Consider the following 16,888-nt stretch of genomic DNA (forward strand, 5'->3'; position numbering starts at 1 on the left):
AGGACCTGCGAGACGCCGACCGGCGCGTCAGGGCACGAGCACGCGCGAGGCGCCGACCGGCAGGTCCCACAGGTCCGCGCGGGGCAGACCGGCCTTCTCCCAGGCGGCCCTGACCCGGGTGAGGGGTTCGAGGACCGGCTCCGACGAGAGCACGAAGGTGGCCCAGTGCATGGGCGCCATCCGCCGCGCGCCGAGGTCCTGGTGGGCTCGGACCGCCTCCTCGGGGTCGGTGTGGACGTCGCTGAGCCACCAGCGCGGGTCGTACGCGCCGATCGGGAGCAGCGCCAGGTCGATGCCCGGGTAGCGGCGGCCGATCTCGGCGAACCAGTGGCCGTATCCGGTGTCCCCGGCGAAGTGGATCCGGCGCCCGGCCCGGTCGGTGAGCACCCAGCCGCCCCACAGGGAGCGGCAGGTGTCCAGGAGGGTGCGCTTGGACCAGTGGTGCGCGGGGACGAAGTCGAAGCGGACGCCGTCGAGTTCGGCGGCCTCCCACCAGTCGAGCTCGGTGACACGGCTGAACCGGCGGCGGGTGAACCAGCGGCCGAGGCCGGCGGGGACGAAGACCGGGGTGTGCCGGGGCAGCCGCTTGAGGGTGGGGCCGTCGAGGTGGTCGAAGTGGTTGTGGCTGATGACGACGGCGTCGACGGGCGGCAGGTCCTCCCAGCGGACGCCGACGGGGGTGAGCCGGGCCGGTGTGCCGAAGATGCGGCGGGACCAGACGGGGTCGGTGAGGACGGTGAGTCCGCCGACGCGCAGGATCCAGCTGGCGTGCCCGGCCCAGGTGACGGCGAGGGTGTCGGGTCCGGCGGGTGGCAGCGGCCCGGGCTCGAAGGGCAGCAGGGGGATGTCGCGGAGGCCCTCGGCGCGGGGGCGTACGGCTCCTTCGCGGGCGAGGCGGGCCAGGGCCCGGACGCCGGGGAGGGGTGCGGTGAGCCGGTCGGCGAAGGTGCGGGGCCAGTCGTGGCGCAGCCGTCCGACGGGCTGGAGGACGGGAGCGGGTGCGGGGGGCGTGACCTGTTCGGGGGTGTACGGGGCCTGTGCGGCGCGAGCGGGGGGCGCCGTCCGTTCGGTCATCTGCGGGCTCCGTTCCGCTCGGCGCCGGGTGGCGTGGTCGTGGGACGTCGACGTACGGCCGCGGTCATCGCAGTTCCTCCAGGGCTCCCCGGAACTCCTCCAACGCGCGGGCCACATGGGGCAGTTCCACGGGATCGGGCGCCGCGAGGGTCTCGGCGCGTTCCTCCTCGGTGGCGCCGAGGAACATGCCGGTGCCGAACCTCACGCGCAGCGCGCCGAGTTCGTCGCCGAAGCGGTGGCCGCCGGTCGCCGGGGCGCCGAGCCGCTCGGTGAGGTGGCTCTCCAGTTCCAGGGAGTCGGTGACGCCCCGGGCGGCGAGCCCGGCGCGCAGCGGGCCGAGGTCGGCGTAGAGGTGGCGGCCGGCCTGCGGGGGCCGGGCGAGGGCTCCGGCGGCGAGGACGGCGCGGTGCGCGGCCGCGGCGAGGAGTCCGTGGACGGTGGCGGCGCGCCGGGCCCGTACGGTGACGTCCTCGGGTTCGTCGAGGGCGTGGGCCATGGCGGGGGCGACGGGCCCGGGGACGAGCGCTCCGAGGGCGGTGAGCACGTCGAGGACGCGGGCCCTGCGGTCGGTCCAGCGGTCGGCGCGGGACGGGTCGGTGGGCGGGAAGCGGACGACGGCGCAGGGCCAGGCGGCGGGGGTGAGGGCGCCACTCAGGTCGGTGAGGACGGTGACGTCGTCGGGGCACATCTCGGCCGGGCTGAGCAGCACGGTGTCGTGCGGGTGGTGCAGGGTGTCGCGCCAGGTCTCGTCGCTGATGACGTGGAGTCCCTCGGCGACGGCGGCCTCGCAGGCCTCGCGGACGAGTTCGGGCGGGGCGACGGTGGCGGTGGGGTCGTCGGCGACGGAGAGCAGCAGGACCCGGGGGTCGCCGCCCTCGGCGCGGATCCGCCGGACGGTCTCCAGGAGGGCGTACGGGTCGGGGACGCCGCCGGCCTCGGCGGGCGTGGGCACGTGGTAGGCCGGGCGGCCCAGGAGGCGGGCCTGCGGGGTCCACCAGGCGGGGCAGGGGCGGGGCAGCAGGAGGTCGCCGCCGTGGGCGGCGACCAGGGCGAGGAGGAGGGCGGGGGCGCCGGGGGCGGCGACCACGTCCTCGGGGTGGGTGCGCAGGCCGCGGCGCCACCAGTAGCCGGCGGCGGCCTCCCGCAGGACGGGCCCGCCGCCGGGCGGCTCGGGGGTGGCGCGTCCGGCGGCCGCGGCGAGGAGCCCGGCGAGTCCGGGCAGCACGGGGAGGCCGGTGTCGGGTGCGGGTGGTCCGTAGCGCACCGGGCCGCGGCCTTCCGGAGCCGTCTGCCGCATGTCCCGTACCTCCTGAGCGCACGGGGGCGCCGGGCAGGCACCCCCGTGCCCTTTATACGAAGGTTCGGGCGGTTCCGCCCCTTCAGGCGACGGTGACCGGGTGACGCACGACCGCGTTGAAGAGGTACCCCTGGGTGTTGTGGACGGCCCGCTCGGGCTGGGTGTTGCCGGCGGTGTCGGTGACGCGGGAGAGCAGCGTGACCGGCCCGGTGGTGTGCGGGCGCCAGGGCACGCTCCAGCGGACCCAGCCGTCGCGGCGCGGGGTGTCGTGGAGGAGGGCGTGCCGCCAGTGGGCGCCGCCGTCGGTGGAGACCTCCACGGTCCGTACGGGCGCGAGGGCGGACCAGGCGCGGCCGGTGAGCCGGTGGAGGCGGCCGGCCTCCAGGGTGGCGCCGAAGGGCAGCTGGTAGGCGGACTTGAGGGTCTGGCGGCTGATCGGGGCGCTGCCGCCGGCGGGGTGGGCGTCACCGAAGAGGCGGTACCAGGTGGTGGACCAGGGCGAGGTCAGCGGCTTGGTGGAGACCTCGATGTCGCCGAGCCACTTGATGGAGGCGATGCCGACCCAGGAGGGGACGACGAGGCGGACCGGGTAGCCGTGGTCGTACGGGAGCGGCTCGCCGTTCATCTCGTAGGCGAGGATCACGTCGTCGAGCGCCTTGGCGACCGGCAGCGGGCGGCGGACCCGGCCGAAGTCGACGCCGCCGGAGACGTAGGGCTCGTCCAGGCCGCGGGGCTGGAGCTCGACGGCGTCGTGGGCGATCCCGGCGCTGCGGAGGACGTCGGCGAGGCGGACGCCGCGCCAGCGGGCGGCTCCGACGGCGCCGAGGGTCCAGGGGGTGCCGGTGACCGGCTCGCCCTGCTGGGTGGCGTAGAGGGTGCGCCCGTTTCCGGCGCACTCGATCAGGGCCGTCCGGGTGACGGAGGGCAGGTCCCGCAGCTGTCCGTAGGTGAAGGTGACGGGGGTGCGGCCGTGGAGTCCGTCGCCCCAGAGGGTCAGCCGCCAGTCGGCGGCGTCGAGGACGGGGGTGGCGGTGTGGTTGCGGACGAAGAAGCGGTCGGCGGGGGTGAGGAGGCCGGTGTCGGCGAAGGTCTCGTAGCGGGCCTCGGCATTCGTCCCGCGGACCGTGAAGTACTCCGGCGGGAGGGCCTTGACGATGCCGGGCGCGGCATCCGCCACGACGTCCATGGGACCAGCGTACGCGGGAGCGGCGGCGAGCCCGCCCAGGGCGGAGGCCGCGGGGCCGGCCGCGAGCAGCTTCAGCAGGGAGCGGCGGGCGGGCGCGGGTGAGTACGGCACGGGACTCCTCGGCGGGCGGGACGGCGGATCGACGCGCCCACACTAGGAGCGCGGGGGCGCTCCGGACGGTCCGTTCACGGTGCTGTCACACGAGGGTTCGTCAGGTCGACGGGCTCCCGCCGATATCCGGGGGCGACGGGGTTGTCCCCCGGGCCAGAATGCGGCATGTCGATACGTGAAGCGTGTCCCGAGGACGCCGCGGCCGTCGCCGTCGTCCACGTCCGGTCCTGGCGGGCCGCCTACCGCGGCCTGGTCCCCGATCGGTATCTCGACGCCCTCGACACGGAGGAGCGGACCGCGGTGTGGCGCGAGCGCCTCACGGCCCCGGACCGGCCCGCGGTCCTCGTGGCGACGGGGGGCGACGGGCGGGTGGTCGCGTTCTCCTGCGTCCGGCCCTGCCCGGACGGCACGGCCGAGCTGGCGGCGCTGTACGCCCTGCCGGAGGTCTGGGGTACGGGCGTGGGGCGGGCGCTCCTCGCCGCGTCCACCGAGGCGCTCGTCGCGGCCGGGTTCCGGGAGGCGGCGCTGTGGGTGTTCGCGGGGAACGCGCGCGGCCGGAGGTTCTACGAGGCCGGGGGCTGGCGGCCGGACGGGACGGCGGTGCGGGAGGAGACGGGTGGTCGGGTCCTTGAGGAACTCCGGTACCGGCGGGACCTGTTGGCGTGACCGACTGTCCATATCGCAAGACGCGGGTCTCATTATTCGGGTGCTCTGCGTACGGTGGAGGCACGCACCCACACCGAGGGAGTCGCTTCGATGACGCACGCCTCCGCGCAGTCCGCGGCCCATGAGACCGCCGTCTACACGCACGGCCACCACGAGTCGGTCCTGCGCTCGCACAGCTGGCGGACCGCCGCCAACTCGGCCGCCTATTTGGTGCCCGAACTGCGCGCCGGCCTCGACGTCCTGGATGTGGGCTGCGGGCCCGGCACCATCACCGCCGATCTGGCCGCGCTGGTCGCGCCGGGCCGCGTGACCGCGGTCGACGCGGCCGAGGACGTCCTGGTGAAGGCCCGCGCGGTCGCGGCCGAACGCGGCCTGGAGAACGTCGAGTTCGCGGTCGCCGACGTCCACGCCCTGGACTTCCCCGACGACTCCTTCGACGTCGTGCACGCCCATCAGGTGCTGCAGCACGTCGGCGACCCGGTCCAGGCGCTGCGCGAGATGCGCCGGGTCTGCCGGCCCGGCGGTGTCGTCGCGGCCCGGGACAGTGACTACGGGGCCTTCGCCTGGTTCCCCGAGCGGCCCGCCCTGGACGGCTGGCTGGACCTGTACCACCGGGTCGCGCGCGCCAACGGCGGCGAACCGGACGCGGGACGGCGGCTGTTCTCCTGGTCCCGGCAGGCCGGCTTCACCGACATCGCGGCGACGGCCGGCACCTGGTGTTTCGCCACCCCGGAGGAGCGGGACTGGTGGAGCGGCCTGTGGGCGGACCGCACGACCGCCTCCGGCTACGCCGACCTGGCCGTCGCCGGCGGGCACGCGACCACCGCCGAACTGGCGTCGATCGCGGAGGCCTGGCGGGAGTGGGGCAAGCAGGAGGACGCCTGGTTCATGGTCCCGCACGGCGAGATCCTGTGCCGGGTGTCCTGACCCGTACCACCGCGGGCCCGCCCGGAACTCCGGGCGGGCCCGCGCCGCTCACCGGCCGGGGCGCATCCGGAACTCGTAGGCGTCCGGCAGGGGTTCGTCGGTGAGCTCCGCCCAGAGCTCGCCGAGGATCTCCGCGCCCTCGCGCAGGTCCGGGACCTCGAAGCCCTCGTCGAAGACGGCGCGCGCCTCGGCCGGCCTGCCCTCGGCGAGCAGGATCCGGATCTCCAGGAGGCGGAACGCTCCCCCGCCGCGGACCCCGTCCGGCAGCCGCGCCCACAGCTCACGGGCCCGGGCGGCCCGGCCCGTGGCGAGCAGCGCCGCCACTCCCTCGCGACCGAGGGCGGCGGCCACGGCCTCGCCGCCGTCCCGCTCCGCGTGCTCGGCGAAGGCCTCCACGAACCGCTCGGCGGCCCGCTCCGGGTGGCCGTCCTCCCGGTCGGCGACGGCCAGGCAGTACAGCAGGGGCCAGCGGACCTCCGCCCGGTGCAGTCCGCGCTCCCAGCTCCGTACCGCCTGGGCGCGGTCTCCGGCGTGCCACTGGGCGATGCCGAGGTGGTACTCGGTGGTCGGGTCGGCGGGGGCGGTCTCCAGCATGTCCCGCCAGGGCGCGGCGACCAGCGGCGCGCCGGGTCCCGCGCCCTTCGGCGGGGGCGGCAGGACGCCGGTGAGCAGGAGTTCCCGCCAGGGTTCCTGGTCCGGGCCGAGCGTCGACCCGGGGAAGGGCGTACCGGGCAACACGTGTCCCCCGCGCAGGACTTCGAGCGCTCCCCAGCCGGATCCCGCCGCGAGGACGGTCTCCGGCTCGGCGTCGGCCGCACCCTCCCGCCAGGCCGTGTACGCGGCGTCGACGGCGGCGCGGGGCAGCGCCGTCTCCAGTCGGTGTTCGACGTCCGCGCGGGCGGCGGCCCAGTCGTCGCCGTGCGCCGTCGCCGGGTCGGCGGCGAGCGGTCCGTACGCCTCCAGCCAGCTGAACTCCGCCTCTCCCGCGAGCTCCAGGTGTTCCAGCTGGGTGCGGGCGAGTCCGGCCTGGATCTCGGCGTAACCGGGAGTGCCGGGTTCGGTCAGCCACTCCTGCCAGCGCCGGCCGCCGCGCTCGGTGCCCCACAGGAAGAGCTTGCGGCCGCGCAGCGCGTCGGTGGAGGTCTGGACGAGTCCGTGGCCGTCCGCGTCGAGGGCGGCGATCCAGCGGCGCTGCTCCTCGGGCAGGTCGTAGAAGAAGTCGGCGGCGTGCGTGCCGTTCAGCGGGTACGAGCGGTCGGTGCCGTCCTCGGTGACGGGCACGGGGAGCCGGTTGAGGCCGCGTTCGTAGCCGTGGTGCCAGGCCGCGTCGGCGGGCGCCAGGACCCTGCGTTCCTCGGGGACGGCGGTGTTGGACCACCAGTAGGCGGGGACGGTCCGCTCGTGCGGGTTGCGGACGCGGACGCCGACGTACAGGAAGTCGGAGCCTTCCGGGAGCCACAGGTCGACCTGGAAGGGCAGGTCGCGCAGGCGCTCCCACTCCCACAGCCGGAGCATCGGGCCGCCGTCGGGGGCGCGGACGGTGGCCGCGTGGAGGGGCGAGCAGGAGAGGGTGGTGTGGCCGGTGGCCCCGATGTTCCACTCGATGCCGCCGGAGAACCAGGCGCCGTTGAGGGCGAAGGCGGCGGGCTGGAGGACGGGGTTGCGGTAGAGGAGTTCACGGCCGGTGGGCTTGTGGTGCAGGGAGTGGACGCGGCCGCCGAGACCGGGCAGCACGGTCACCCGGAGCCGGTCGTTCTCGATCACGATCGTGTCGAGGTCCGCGGGGGTGCGCTCGCGGCCGTAGCCGTCGCGCACGGGAGCGGGGAGCAGGCTGCGCAGGGGCGCCCGTCCGATGCCCCGGGCCATGTCGCGCGGGAGCTCCGCGAGGGTCCGCGCGTCGACCGCGTGGGCCCCGGCTCCGGCGGGGGCCCGCAGTGCGGGGAGAGGGTTGTCCGGGCCCAGCGGGGCCGCGGGCAGCGTCAGTACGGCACGTCGTACGGTCGTCATTGATCCATGGAACACGCCGGAGCCGGTCCTGACCAGGGGTTCTCCGCGTCAGGCTTCGGCAAAGGAGGCGGGGCCGGAACCCCCGGATATTCCCGGCGGCGACGGCGCCCGCCGCCTTAGTGTGGAGGGTCGGTCCGCCGCCGTGGCGGCCGGGGATCATGGGCACAGGGAGTACGAGGAATGGGCACGCAGCACACCTACCGGGTCATCGTGCGCGGCACGTTCGACGGTCTGTCGGAGGAGAGCCGGTCCCGGCTGCTCGCCGAGGTGGACGCGCACGGGCTGACGGCGATGCAGTTCACGCAGGAGGGCTCGCTGGCCTACGACCGGACGCTGAAGCACTTCTCGTACCGCCTGGTCGTCGTCTCGGACGCCGAGGACGGCGACGAGATGGCGGGCGCGATCGCCGAGGACCGGGTGGAGACGGCGCTCCGGGAGCTGGGCCACGCGTACAAGGCGCTGCGCTCGACGGTGACGGACCTCGACACGATGAAGATCAACCGCAAGCGCTAGCCGGATGCCGCGCTGTCGGTGACGGCCCAGCGTTCGTGGTCGCGCCAGGCTCCGTCGATGTGCAGCATCGCGGGCGAGAAGCCCTCCAGGCGGAAGCCTGCGCGGCGGACGAGGGCGCGGGAGGCGGTGTTGCCGGGCTGGATGTTCGCCTCCAGGCGGTGCAGCTCCAGGGGTCCGAAGGCATGTTCCAGGACCAGGCCGAGGGCCTCGGTGAGCAGTCCGCGTCCGGCGGCGTGCGCGAAGGCGCCGTAGCCGAGGGCGCCGCTGCGGAAGGCTCCGCGGACGATGTTGTTGATGTTGACGAAGCCGGCGATGCCGCCGCCTTCGGCGCGCTCGCACACGAGGAAGCCGGCGCGGGCGGGGTCGTCGATCAGGGCGCCCGCGTAGGTGGCGTACGCGTCGGGCGTGCACGGCGGGAAGAGCCAGGGGTGGTGGAGCTCCCGGCTCTCCCGGGCGCGGGCGGTGAACTCCTCGGCGTCGGCCCGGGTGAAGGGGCGCAGGCCCACGCGGGGGCCGACGGCGAGGTACGGGCCGTGATCGTCGGACATGGGGCCAGGCTATGCGGCGGGGGGCGGTGCACGCCCGTTGTGGGCACCCTCCCCGAAGTTCTCGGCTTCGCTCCAGCGGGGGGGGGACCCTCATGGCACCGCGGGACGCCTGCCCACACGGGGGGGCGGGGCGCGGGCCCTCCCGTCAGCGGCGGGCGTCGCGGACGCGGGGCGGGCAGGTCTCGCCCTTCCGTACGACTCCGATCATGACGGTGGTGCGCCGGTCGAGGGCCGTCCCCGCCGCCGGGTACTGGGTGCAGACCTGCCAGCGCGGCGGCCACAGCACCCGGCGGTCGCGGCCGCTCACGTCGTGGACGTCGAGCCGGGTGCGGCGGTCCAGACGGGTGAAGACCTGCCACAGGCCCCGGCCGAGGAAGTCCGGCATCGGCCGCGTCCCGGACTCGTCGTCGGGCGTCGCGGCCTCCTCCGCCGAGGAGGCCGCGAAGGCCGCGAGCGCGAGGACCGCGGCGCCGACGACGAGGGCCGCCCGCCTCACTTCCGCCTCCGGGCCGCGACGTAGTAGCCGCAGGCGGCGCCGAGCAGGGCGGTCGCGAGCAGTGCCACGTAGAGCGGCAGCGTGACTTCGGGGACCAGCAGGCGGATCTTGACCTCGCGGGTGTTCTCGAAGATGAAGACCAGGGTGAGGACCGCGACCGCGATCATCGCGATCCGCCCCGGGGTGAAGGCGCCGGCGAACCGGGACGAGGTGCCCCCGCCCGATGTCCGTGGCGTCTGCTTCGGACTCATTGCCCGGCCCCTCTCCTCCGTCGTGCCGTCGGTCGTACCCGGCCACCGCCGTGGGACCAGAATGGGACGCGCGGCGCCCGCCCGTGACGGCGAGGAGAGCCGTACGGGTGACTTGTCAGACAACGTAGGCCGACTACCGTGGGGACGAAGACCGGCGGAGAGCAGGCCGGGGACGAGACGAGGAGGGGCCGTGGCGGTCAGCGGACAGCGGCGGCGACCGGTCGTGGCGCTCTACGAGCGGATCGCGGACGCCGTCCACGACGGCACCTACCCGCCTGGCTCCACCCTCCCCTCCGAGCCGAAGCTCGCCGCCGAGCTGGGCGTCAGCAGGCCGGCCCTGCGCGAGGCACTGCTGCTGCTCCAGGAGGACGGCGTCCTCACAGTGCGGCGCGGCGTGGGCCGTACGGTCAACGACCGCCCGCCCCGGCGCGGCTTCGAGCACGTCCAGCCACTGGAGGAGCTGATCGGCGCGGGCGCCCCGCTGCGGGTGCGGGCGCTGCTGAGGACCGTCGAGGAGCCGACCGACTTCACCACCCAGCACCTGCTCGCGCCCGCCCGCGCCGAGCTGCGGTTCTGGGAGTCCGTCCTGACCGGGGAGGGCGCGGTGGCGGCGCTGAGCCACGAGTGGGCGGCGCCCGACGAGCTGCTGGACCGGGTGCACCCCGAGTTCGCGCGCGCCCTGCGGGAGGCGGCGGCGGACGCCGGGGGCGCGGTCTCGATGCTCGCGGTCCTGGTCGCGGCCTCGCGGGAGACGGCGCTGAGCGCGCACAGCGGGATCACGGCGACGCTCCTCGGACGGCGGCGCGGGGAGCAGCTGGGCCGCCCGGCGGACACTCCCGCGGTCCTGGTCACCCAGGTGGTGCGGGTCGGCGAGACCCCTGTCCTGGCCGCCAAGCACATGCTCCCGACGGGCACCCCCGCGCTGCCGGTGCTGCAGTCGCACTGACAGCGGGAGAACGGGCCCGCGGGGGGCCTGCCGGGTGCGTCACAGCACCCCGCCCGGCCGTGGCGTACACTTCCCCGCCATGCACTTGTCTGACAACCCTGCCACGCCTGCCGCCGCCACCGTCTCCGAGTGGATCCGCCGGGCCCCCAAGGCCGTCCTCCACGACCACCTCGACGGCGGGCTGCGCCCCGCGACCATCGTCGAGCTGGCGCGGGAGTGCGGCTACACCGCGCTGCCGACCGAGGACCCGGCCGAGCTCGCGGTCTGGTTCCGGGACGCCGCCGACTCCGGTTCGCTGGAGCGCTACCTGGAGACCTTCGCGCACACCTGCGCGGTCATGCAGACCCGCGAGGCGCTCACGCGCATCGCGGCCGAGTGCGCCGAGGACCTGGCGGCGGACGGCGTCGTCTACGCCGAGATCCGCTACGCCCCCGAGCAGCACCTGGAGGGCGGGCTGACCCTCGACGAGGTCGTCGAGGCGGTCAACGACGGCTTCCGCGAGGGCGAGCGCCGCACCGGCGGCCGGATCACGGTCCGTACCCTGCTCACCGGCATGCGGCACACCGACCGCTCCCTGGAGATCGCGGAGCTCACGGTCGCGCACCGGGACAACGGCGTGGCCGGCTTCGACATAGCGGGCGGCGAGATCGGCAACCCGCCGGCCCGCCACCTCGCCGCCTTCCAGCACCTGAAGCGGGAGAACTGCCACTACACGATCCACGCCGGCGAGGCCGTCGGCGCGGAGTCGATCCACGAGGCGGTGCAGGTCTGCGGCACCGAGCGGATCGGCCACGGCGTGCGGATCACGGACGACATCGCCGAGGACGGCACGCTGGGCCGGCTCGCCTCGTACGTCCGGGACAACCGCATCGCCCTGGAGGTCTGCCCGACCTCCAACCTCCAGACGGGCGCAGCGAAGGACTACGCCTCGCACCCGATCGACGAGCTGCGCCGCCTGGGCTTCCGGATCACGCTGAACACCGACAACCGGCTGGTCTCCGGCACCACCATGAGCGAGGAGTTCCAGCACATGGTGGAGGCCTTCGGCTACGGCCCGGAGGTCTTCGAGGAGTTCACGGTCGCCGCTCTGGAGGCCGCCTTCCTGCCGCTGCCGGAGCGGCAGCGGCTGATCGACGAGGTCGTCCGCCCGGGGTACGCGGCGCTCTAGGACGGCCAGGGCCTGTCCGGCCCTGATCCGCCGGACAGGCCCTAGCCGACCCTGCCCTCCACCAGGGGCAGGGACAGCGTCCCCGTGGATTCGGGGGCGCTGACGACGGTCACCGGCTTGATGCCGCGGTTGCCGGAGTACGCGGTGTCGCTCGCGGCGAGGACGAACTCCAGCCGGTGACCGGTCTCGTAGCGGTGGACGATGCCCGGCAGCTCGACGGTGAAGGGGCGGGTGACGTCCGGTACGCGTACGGGCGCGACCAAGCGGTTGACCAGGGTCTTCGTCCCGTCGGGCGCGATGTCGTACAGCTTCGCGAAGAGGACGAGCTTGTCGGCGGCGTCGCCCGAGTCCTGGACGCGTTCGGTCGCGGGGGACACGACCTGGAGGGTCGCCTTCGGCGCCCCGACGAGGTCGACGGGTTCGGTGAGCGGGGCGCTGGTCCAGCCCAGGTAGGTGCCGGGGGTGTCGTAGGGGCGGGGGTCGGGGAGCCCGATCATGCCGGCGAGCGAGGATTCCGAATGGCTTGTCGGGACCAGCCAGTTGGCGTACTGGCGGGAGCCGCGGGCGACCTTCGTACGGTTGTCGACGAGCTTGCCGTCGCCGGAGAGGTACAGCTTCTGGCTGAGGGCCGGGACCCGGTCGGCGGTGCCGTAGCCGCTCTGCCCCTCGCGGTACCAGGCGAAGGCGGGGCCGGTGTCCGCGGCGGCGTTCTTCCGGAGATGGCGGTCGAACCAGGCGAGGACGCGCTGCCCGACGTAGCTTCCCTCCGGGTTGCCGAGGTCGAGTTCGCCCGGCTTCTGTCCCCCGCTGTGCCCCCAGGACTGCCAGATCATCCGGGTGTCGACGCCCCGCTCGCGCAGCCGGTCGTAGGTGGCGCGGGCCTCGTTGAGGTTGAACAGGCTGTCGGACTGGCCCTGGACGATCAGGGTGGGGGCGGTGATCCGGTCGAGGTAGGAGACCGGGGAGACGGAGCGGGCGTAGGCGAGCATCTTCTCGCTCGCGGCGGCCGGGTAACGGCCGGAGTTGAGGAGCTTGATCGTGTCGCAGGCGTCGGTGACGAAGTGCAGACAGCCGAGGGAGTTGATCCGGCTGGGGTCGAGCGACGGGGAGAGCAGGGGCTGGCCCTCGCCGATGAGGTAGAAGCCGTTGGCCCACTGCCATTTGAAGACGCCGGGGGTGTTCCGGTCGGCGGCGTTGGGGGCGAGCGCGTACGCGAGGTCGTTCCAGGTGATGAGGGGGACGAGGGCGTCGATACGGGGATCGACGGAGGCGGCGGCGAGCTGGACGGCGCCGCCGTAGGAGCCGCCGATCATGCCGACGCGCGGGTCCTCCGCGCCGTCCCGGGTGACGAAGTCGGCGCGGGTGCCGTCGTCGGCGGCGCGGGTTCCGGCGAGGAAGTCGACGAGGCGGGCGGCGGCCCGCCCGTCCGCCTCCGGGGCGTCGAGCGAGATCAGGCAGCCGGACCGGCCGAAGCCGAGGCCCGAGTAGACGAGGCCCACGTAGCCGCGCTCGGCGAAGGCCTTGCCGATGGCGGCGGTGGATCCGTCGCTCTTGCTGCCGCCGAAGCCGTTGGTGGCGAGGACGGCGGGCGCGGGGTGCGCGGCGTCCACGCCGGCCGGGCGGTAGAGGTCGGCGTCGACGGTGCAACTCCGGCCGCCCGCCTCGACGGTGAACCGCAGTGGGGTGACGGTGTACGGGGCGTCGCCGGGCTCCGCGCCCGCGGCGGGGCCGGCGAGGGCGAGCGGCGCGGCGAGCGCGGCCGCACCGGCCACGAGCGCGAGGACCTTGCGGGACCGGGGCACGGCACGGGACACAGAGACCTCCACGCTGAGGACGACGCCGAGTGACCCACCGCACCTACCGACTGGTAGGTACCCGGGCAGCGCCCATGCTGTGACACGTGTCATAGCCACGTCAACGCACCGGACGAAGGTTGTTGACGCAGATTCAGTGAAGGCCGCGCGGCCCCGCTCCGGCGGCCGGGTCCTGCGGATCGCCGTCCACTCCTCGGTGGGAGAATGGCGCCATGACAGGCGCTGAGGAATTCAGACCCGAATCGGAGCGGGTGACGCGCGCACTGCGCGACCAGATCATCGACGGGACCCGGGCACCCGGCAGCAGGCTGGTGGAGCGGGAGATCGCGGCCGAGCTGGACGTGAGCCGGCTGCCCGTCCGCGACGCCCTGCGGGACCTGGTCGCGGAGGGCCTGGTGACGCCGCGACCGCGCACCTGGGCGGTGGTACGGGAGTTCAGCGCGTCCGACATCTCGGACCTCGGCGAGGTCAGGTCCGCCCTGGAGATCCTCGGCTTCCGGCTCGCCGCGCAGCGCCGCACCCGGGCGGGGCTCGCCAAGCTCCGTGCCGACCTCGACGCCGAACTGGCCGCGGCGGCCAGGGGCGACGGCCAGGCCGCCCGTCGCGCGGCCGCCGACTTCCACGAGACCGTCACGGAGCTCGCGGACAACGCACTGCTCAGCGAGCTCAACGCGACGCTGCGCAGCCGGATGCGCTGGATGCTCGGCCAGCACGACGACTTCACCGTCGTCGCCGAGGAGCACGCGGAGCTGTACCGCGGGATCGAGGCGCGGGACGTGGAGCGCGTCGAGAAGCTGGCCCTGCGTCACCTGGAGACGAGCCGGGACGAGGCCGCCGCGCACCAGCGCAGGACGGCGCCGGAGTAGCCCTCCGGCGGGCCTCCCGGCCGGCGAAGCCGCCGGCCGTGATGTCGCTCGTAGGGGAGCCGCTGCCGCTCAGCGCAGGGCCGGGGCCTCCAGGGTGAGCGTGCCCGTCTCCGCGTCGAGCACGGCGGGCAGGCCGAGCGGCAGGGTCAGCGCCGTCGGGCTGTGCCCGAAGCCCATCTCCTCCAGGACCGGGACCCCGAGGCCGCCGAGCCGGTCGGCGAGCACCGCGCGCACCGCCTCGTACGGACCGCACTCCTCCCAGGAGCCGAGGCCGATGCCCGCGACCCCGTCGAGCCAGCCGGAGCGCAGGAGTTGGGTGAGGATGCGGTCGAGGCGGTACGGCTCCTCCCCCACGTCCTCCAGGAGCAGCAGCCCGCCGCGCGCCGAGGGCCGTCCGTGCGGGGTGCCGAGGTCGGCGGCGAGGAGGCTGACGCAGCCGCCGAGCGTCACGCCCCGGGCGCGGCCCGGCACCAGGGCCCGTGCCGTCTCCAGGCCGAGCGTCAGGGCGTCCTCGGGCTCGAAGAGGGTGGTCCGCAGCGACTCCCGGGTGCGCGGGTCCGACAGGAACGTGGCGGCGGCGACCATCGGTCCGTGCAGGGTGGCGAAGCCCGCGCGAACGGCGAAGGCCTCGTGCAGGGCGGTGACGTCGCTGTAGCCGACGAAGACCTTGGGTCCGGCCGCCCGGATCGCCGTCCAGTCGACCAGGTCCACCATGCGCTGGGCCCCGAATCCGCCGCGCGCGCACAGCACGGCGGAGACGGTGGGGTCGCACCAGGCCTCCGTCAGGTCGCGGGCCCGCGCCCGGTCCGCCCCGGCGAGGTAGCCGAGAGCGGGGTGGGTCTCCAGGACGTGCGGGGCGACCACCGGCTCCAGGCCCCAGCCGCGCAGGATGTCGAGCCCGGCGGTGAGCCGCTCCTCGGGGACGGGCCCGCTGGGGGCGACGACGGCGACCCGTGCCCCGGGCGCGAGCCGCTCGGCCCGGGCCAGGGCCTCCAGTGGGGTCACGTGCGGTACTCCAGATCCGCCGTGTCCGTACGGTCGATCCCGAAGGTCCGTACGTACAGCGCGAGTTCGGCCTCCAGGGCGCGGACCATGGTGTCGGCCCTGCGGAAGCCGTGCCCCTCCCCCTCGAAGGCGAGGTAGGCGTGCGGGACACCCCGGCCGGCCGTGCGGGCGAGGAAGCGCTCGGCCTGCGCGGGCGGGCAGATGACGTCGTCGAGGCCCTGGAGCAGCAGGAACGGGACCGTGACGCGGTCGACGTGCTCGATCGGCGAGCGCTCCTTGTAGCGGGCGGGCACCTCGTCGAGCGGTCCGACGAGTCCCTCCAGGTACTGGGACTCGAAGTCGTGGGTCTCGTCGGTGGCCCAGCCCCGCAGGTCCAGGATGGGGTAGATGATCGTGCCGCAGGCGTACACGTCGGTGGAGACGAGGGACGCGGCGGTCGTCCAGCCGCCCGCGCTGCCGCCGCGCACGGCGAGCCGGGCCGGGTCGGCGGTGCCCTCCGCGGCGAGCGCCGACGCGACGGCCGCGCAGTCCTCGACGTCGACGACGCCCCACTGCTCGCGCAGCCGCTCCCGGTACTCCCGGCCGTAGCCTGTGGAGCCGCCGTAGTTGACCTCGGCGACACCGATGCCCCGCGAGGTGAAGTAGGCGATCTCCAGGTCGAGGACGAGCGGGGCGTGCCCGGTGGGCCCGCCGTGCGCCCAGATCACATAGGGCGGCAGCTCGCCCTCGGGCCCGGTGAAGCCGGGGTGGTGGGGTGGGTGGACCTGTGCGTGGATCTCCCGCCCGCCGGGGCCGGTGAAGGTGCGGATCCGGGGCTCGGGAAGGTGGGCGGGGTCGACGGCGTCGGTGTGCGCCGCGCCGACGACGCGGCTGCGGCCGGTGCGGGTGTCGAGTTCGACGAGCTCGTAGGAGCGGTGCGGCCCCGCGGCGACGCCGACCACGCGGGTGCCGTGCGCGGCGAGGGTGGAGGCCCACTCCGTGCGGGTCCCGCCCGCGTCGACGAGGGCGCGGCGCTCGGGGTCGAGGATGCCGAGGGTGGTGGTTCCCCTGCCGTGGACGACGGCGATCAGCCCGTTCTCCAGGGGCGTGAACCAGCGGAGTCCGATCTTCCAGAGCGGGCCGCCGAACTCCTCGGCGCGGGTGCAGAGCGCTTCCGGTTCGGCGAGGCCGCCGTCGGCGGCGGTCTCGGCGCGGTAGAGGTTCCACCAGCCGGTGCGGTCGCTGACGAAGAGCAGCCGGCCGGCCGCGTCCCAGTCGACCTGCGGGATCGACTCGGCGGTCCCTCCGGCGACGGTCCTGGCCGCTCCGAAGGTGCCCTCGGGGGTGACCTCGGCGAGCAGGACCTCGGTGCCGTCCCAGGGCATCCGGGGGTGGTCCCAGGCGAGCCAGGCGGCCCGGCGGCCGTCCGGGGAGAGCCGGGGTCCGGTCACGAACCGGTGGCGCCCGTCGGAGAGTTCGCGCACGGCGGCGCGGTCCCCGGCGGCCGAGCCGTCGAGGGGCACGGCGGCGAGGACGCGGCGCACGTCGGTGGGCGCGGGACCGGTGAACTCCTCCAGGACGCACCACACCTCGCCCCGGTCCGGGTGGATCACCGGGTCCACCCAGCGCAGTCCGCCGCCGACGGCGGAGACCGGGGTGAGCGGCCGCGGCTCCGCGCCGGGGGCATCGGGTTCGTACGCGTAGAGCCGCTGGTCGGGGAAGTGGCAGAACACGGCGAGCGGTCCGCCCGCCCGGCGCGCGACCGCCGCCCAGGGCTGCCCGCCGTACTCGATGACCCGGCTGCGGACGTTCCACGGGGCGGGCAGCAGGCTCTGCTCGGTGCCGTCGGCGCGCCGCCGGACGAGGGCGCGCCGGCCGCCCTCCCCGGGGCGGGGCGCGGTCCACCACAGCTCGTCGCCGACGGTGCCGAGGTACTCGGGCCGCCCGTCGCTCGCTGCGGCGAGCTCGGCGCTCACGGGTGACGGCCAGCTGCCGTACCGGGCCGTGGTCGTGGCCATACCGTCTCCCCTGCCT

At 75.1% G+C, this 16,888-nt stretch carries 16 protein-coding genes; 6 read left to right on the forward strand and 10 right to left on the reverse strand.

The window, feature by feature from the left end:
- Positions 1–27 precede the first annotated feature (27 nt).
- The 3 genes from ACF07V_RS21455 to ACF07V_RS21465 all read right to left on the reverse strand — a co-directional run bounded on the left by ACF07V_RS21455 (position 28) and on the right by ACF07V_RS21465 (position 3,668).
- Positions 28–1,074 (reverse strand): MBL fold metallo-hydrolase, encoded by a 1,047-nt coding sequence (locus tag ACF07V_RS21455; RefSeq protein ID WP_392156259.1) that lies wholly within the window; start codon positions 1,072–1,074, stop codon positions 28–30.
- 64 nt (positions 1,075–1,138) lie between these two features.
- A complete protein-coding gene (locus tag ACF07V_RS21460; RefSeq protein WP_392156261.1) occupies positions 1,139–2,371 on the reverse strand; it encodes an aminotransferase class I/II-fold pyridoxal phosphate-dependent enzyme in 1,233 nt (410 codons plus the stop codon).
- A gap of 82 nt (positions 2,372–2,453) precedes the next feature.
- Positions 2,454–3,668, reverse strand: coding sequence for a sulfite oxidase (locus ACF07V_RS21465; protein ID WP_392156262.1), 1,215 nt, complete (start codon positions 3,666–3,668; stop codon positions 2,454–2,456).
- A gap of 165 nt (positions 3,669–3,833) precedes the next feature.
- Between ACF07V_RS21465 and ACF07V_RS21470 the strand changes: the two genes are divergently transcribed.
- Together ACF07V_RS21470 and ACF07V_RS21475 are read left to right on the forward strand one after the other, a co-directional pair.
- On the forward strand, positions 3,834–4,334 hold the full coding sequence (locus ACF07V_RS21470; RefSeq protein ID WP_392156263.1) for a GNAT family N-acetyltransferase: 501 nt from the start codon (positions 3,834–3,836) through the stop codon (positions 4,332–4,334).
- Between the two features lie 90 nt (positions 4,335–4,424).
- Positions 4,425–5,261 (forward strand): methyltransferase domain-containing protein, encoded by an 837-nt coding sequence (locus ACF07V_RS21475; RefSeq protein ID WP_392156265.1) that lies wholly within the window; start codon positions 4,425–4,427, stop codon positions 5,259–5,261.
- A 48-nt stretch (positions 5,262–5,309) separates the two neighbouring features.
- Here the strand turns inward: ACF07V_RS21475 and ACF07V_RS21480 are convergent, their stop codons facing one another.
- Positions 5,310–7,268, reverse strand: coding sequence for a DUF5107 domain-containing protein (locus ACF07V_RS21480; protein WP_392156267.1), 1,959 nt, complete (start codon positions 7,266–7,268; stop codon positions 5,310–5,312).
- A gap of 180 nt (positions 7,269–7,448) precedes the next feature.
- Here ACF07V_RS21480 and ACF07V_RS21485 point away from each other — a divergent pair, with 180 nt between their 5' ends.
- Complete coding sequence (locus ACF07V_RS21485; protein ID WP_392156268.1) at positions 7,449–7,781, forward strand: DUF6204 family protein; 333 nt, start codon at positions 7,449–7,451, stop codon at positions 7,779–7,781.
- On the opposite strand, the gene ACF07V_RS21490 is transcribed toward ACF07V_RS21485, so the two are convergent.
- The 3 genes from ACF07V_RS21490 to ACF07V_RS21500 all read right to left on the reverse strand — a co-directional run bounded on the left by ACF07V_RS21490 (position 7,778) and on the right by ACF07V_RS21500 (position 9,076).
- Positions 7,778–8,329, reverse strand: coding sequence for a GNAT family N-acetyltransferase (locus tag ACF07V_RS21490; protein WP_392156269.1), 552 nt, complete (start codon positions 8,327–8,329; stop codon positions 7,778–7,780). The genes ACF07V_RS21485 and ACF07V_RS21490 overlap by 4 nt on opposite strands.
- A gap of 145 nt (positions 8,330–8,474) precedes the next feature.
- Entirely contained in the window at positions 8,475–8,825 is a 351-nt protein-coding gene (locus ACF07V_RS21495) for a hypothetical protein (protein WP_392156270.1), read from the reverse strand.
- Positions 8,822–9,076, reverse strand: coding sequence for a DUF1049 domain-containing protein (locus tag ACF07V_RS21500; protein WP_392156271.1), 255 nt, complete (start codon positions 9,074–9,076; stop codon positions 8,822–8,824). The genes ACF07V_RS21495 and ACF07V_RS21500 overlap by 4 nt, the downstream gene beginning before the upstream one ends.
- A 190-nt stretch (positions 9,077–9,266) precedes the next feature.
- Here ACF07V_RS21500 and ACF07V_RS21505 point away from each other — a divergent pair, with 190 nt between their 5' ends.
- Positions 9,267–10,022, forward strand: a complete 756-nt coding sequence (locus ACF07V_RS21505; RefSeq protein WP_392156273.1) for a GntR family transcriptional regulator — start codon at positions 9,267–9,269, stop codon at positions 10,020–10,022.
- 79 nt (positions 10,023–10,101) lie between these two features.
- Entirely contained in the window at positions 10,102–11,190 is a 1,089-nt protein-coding gene (locus ACF07V_RS21510; RefSeq protein WP_392156274.1) for an adenosine deaminase, read from the forward strand.
- Between the two features lie 41 nt (positions 11,191–11,231).
- Here the strand turns inward: ACF07V_RS21510 and ACF07V_RS21515 are convergent, their stop codons facing one another.
- Positions 11,232–13,016, reverse strand: a complete 1,785-nt coding sequence (locus tag ACF07V_RS21515) for a CocE/NonD family hydrolase (protein ID WP_392156275.1) — start codon at positions 13,014–13,016, stop codon at positions 11,232–11,234.
- 200 nt (positions 13,017–13,216) lie between these two features.
- Here ACF07V_RS21515 and ACF07V_RS21520 point away from each other — a divergent pair, with 200 nt between their 5' ends.
- The gene (locus ACF07V_RS21520) at positions 13,217–13,870 is read left to right on the forward strand and encodes a GntR family transcriptional regulator (RefSeq protein WP_392156277.1); all 654 of its coding nucleotides are present in this window, start codon (positions 13,217–13,219) and stop codon (positions 13,868–13,870) included.
- A gap of 69 nt (positions 13,871–13,939) precedes the next feature.
- On the opposite strand, the gene ACF07V_RS21525 is transcribed toward ACF07V_RS21520, so the two are convergent.
- Both ACF07V_RS21525 and ACF07V_RS21530 read right to left on the reverse strand, forming a co-directional pair.
- On the reverse strand, positions 13,940–14,875 hold the full coding sequence (locus tag ACF07V_RS21525) for an LD-carboxypeptidase (protein WP_392156279.1): 936 nt from the start codon (positions 14,873–14,875) through the stop codon (positions 13,940–13,942).
- Positions 14,872–16,872, reverse strand: a complete 2,001-nt coding sequence (locus ACF07V_RS21530; protein WP_392156281.1) for a S9 family peptidase — start codon at positions 16,870–16,872, stop codon at positions 14,872–14,874. Before ACF07V_RS21530 ends, ACF07V_RS21525 begins: the two co-directional genes overlap by 4 nt.
- Positions 16,873–16,888: the final 16 nt, after the last annotated feature.

This window comes from Streptomyces sp. NPDC015661 (genome assembly GCF_043077765.1).
GTDB lineage: Bacteria > Actinomycetota > Actinomycetes > Streptomycetales > Streptomycetaceae > Streptomyces.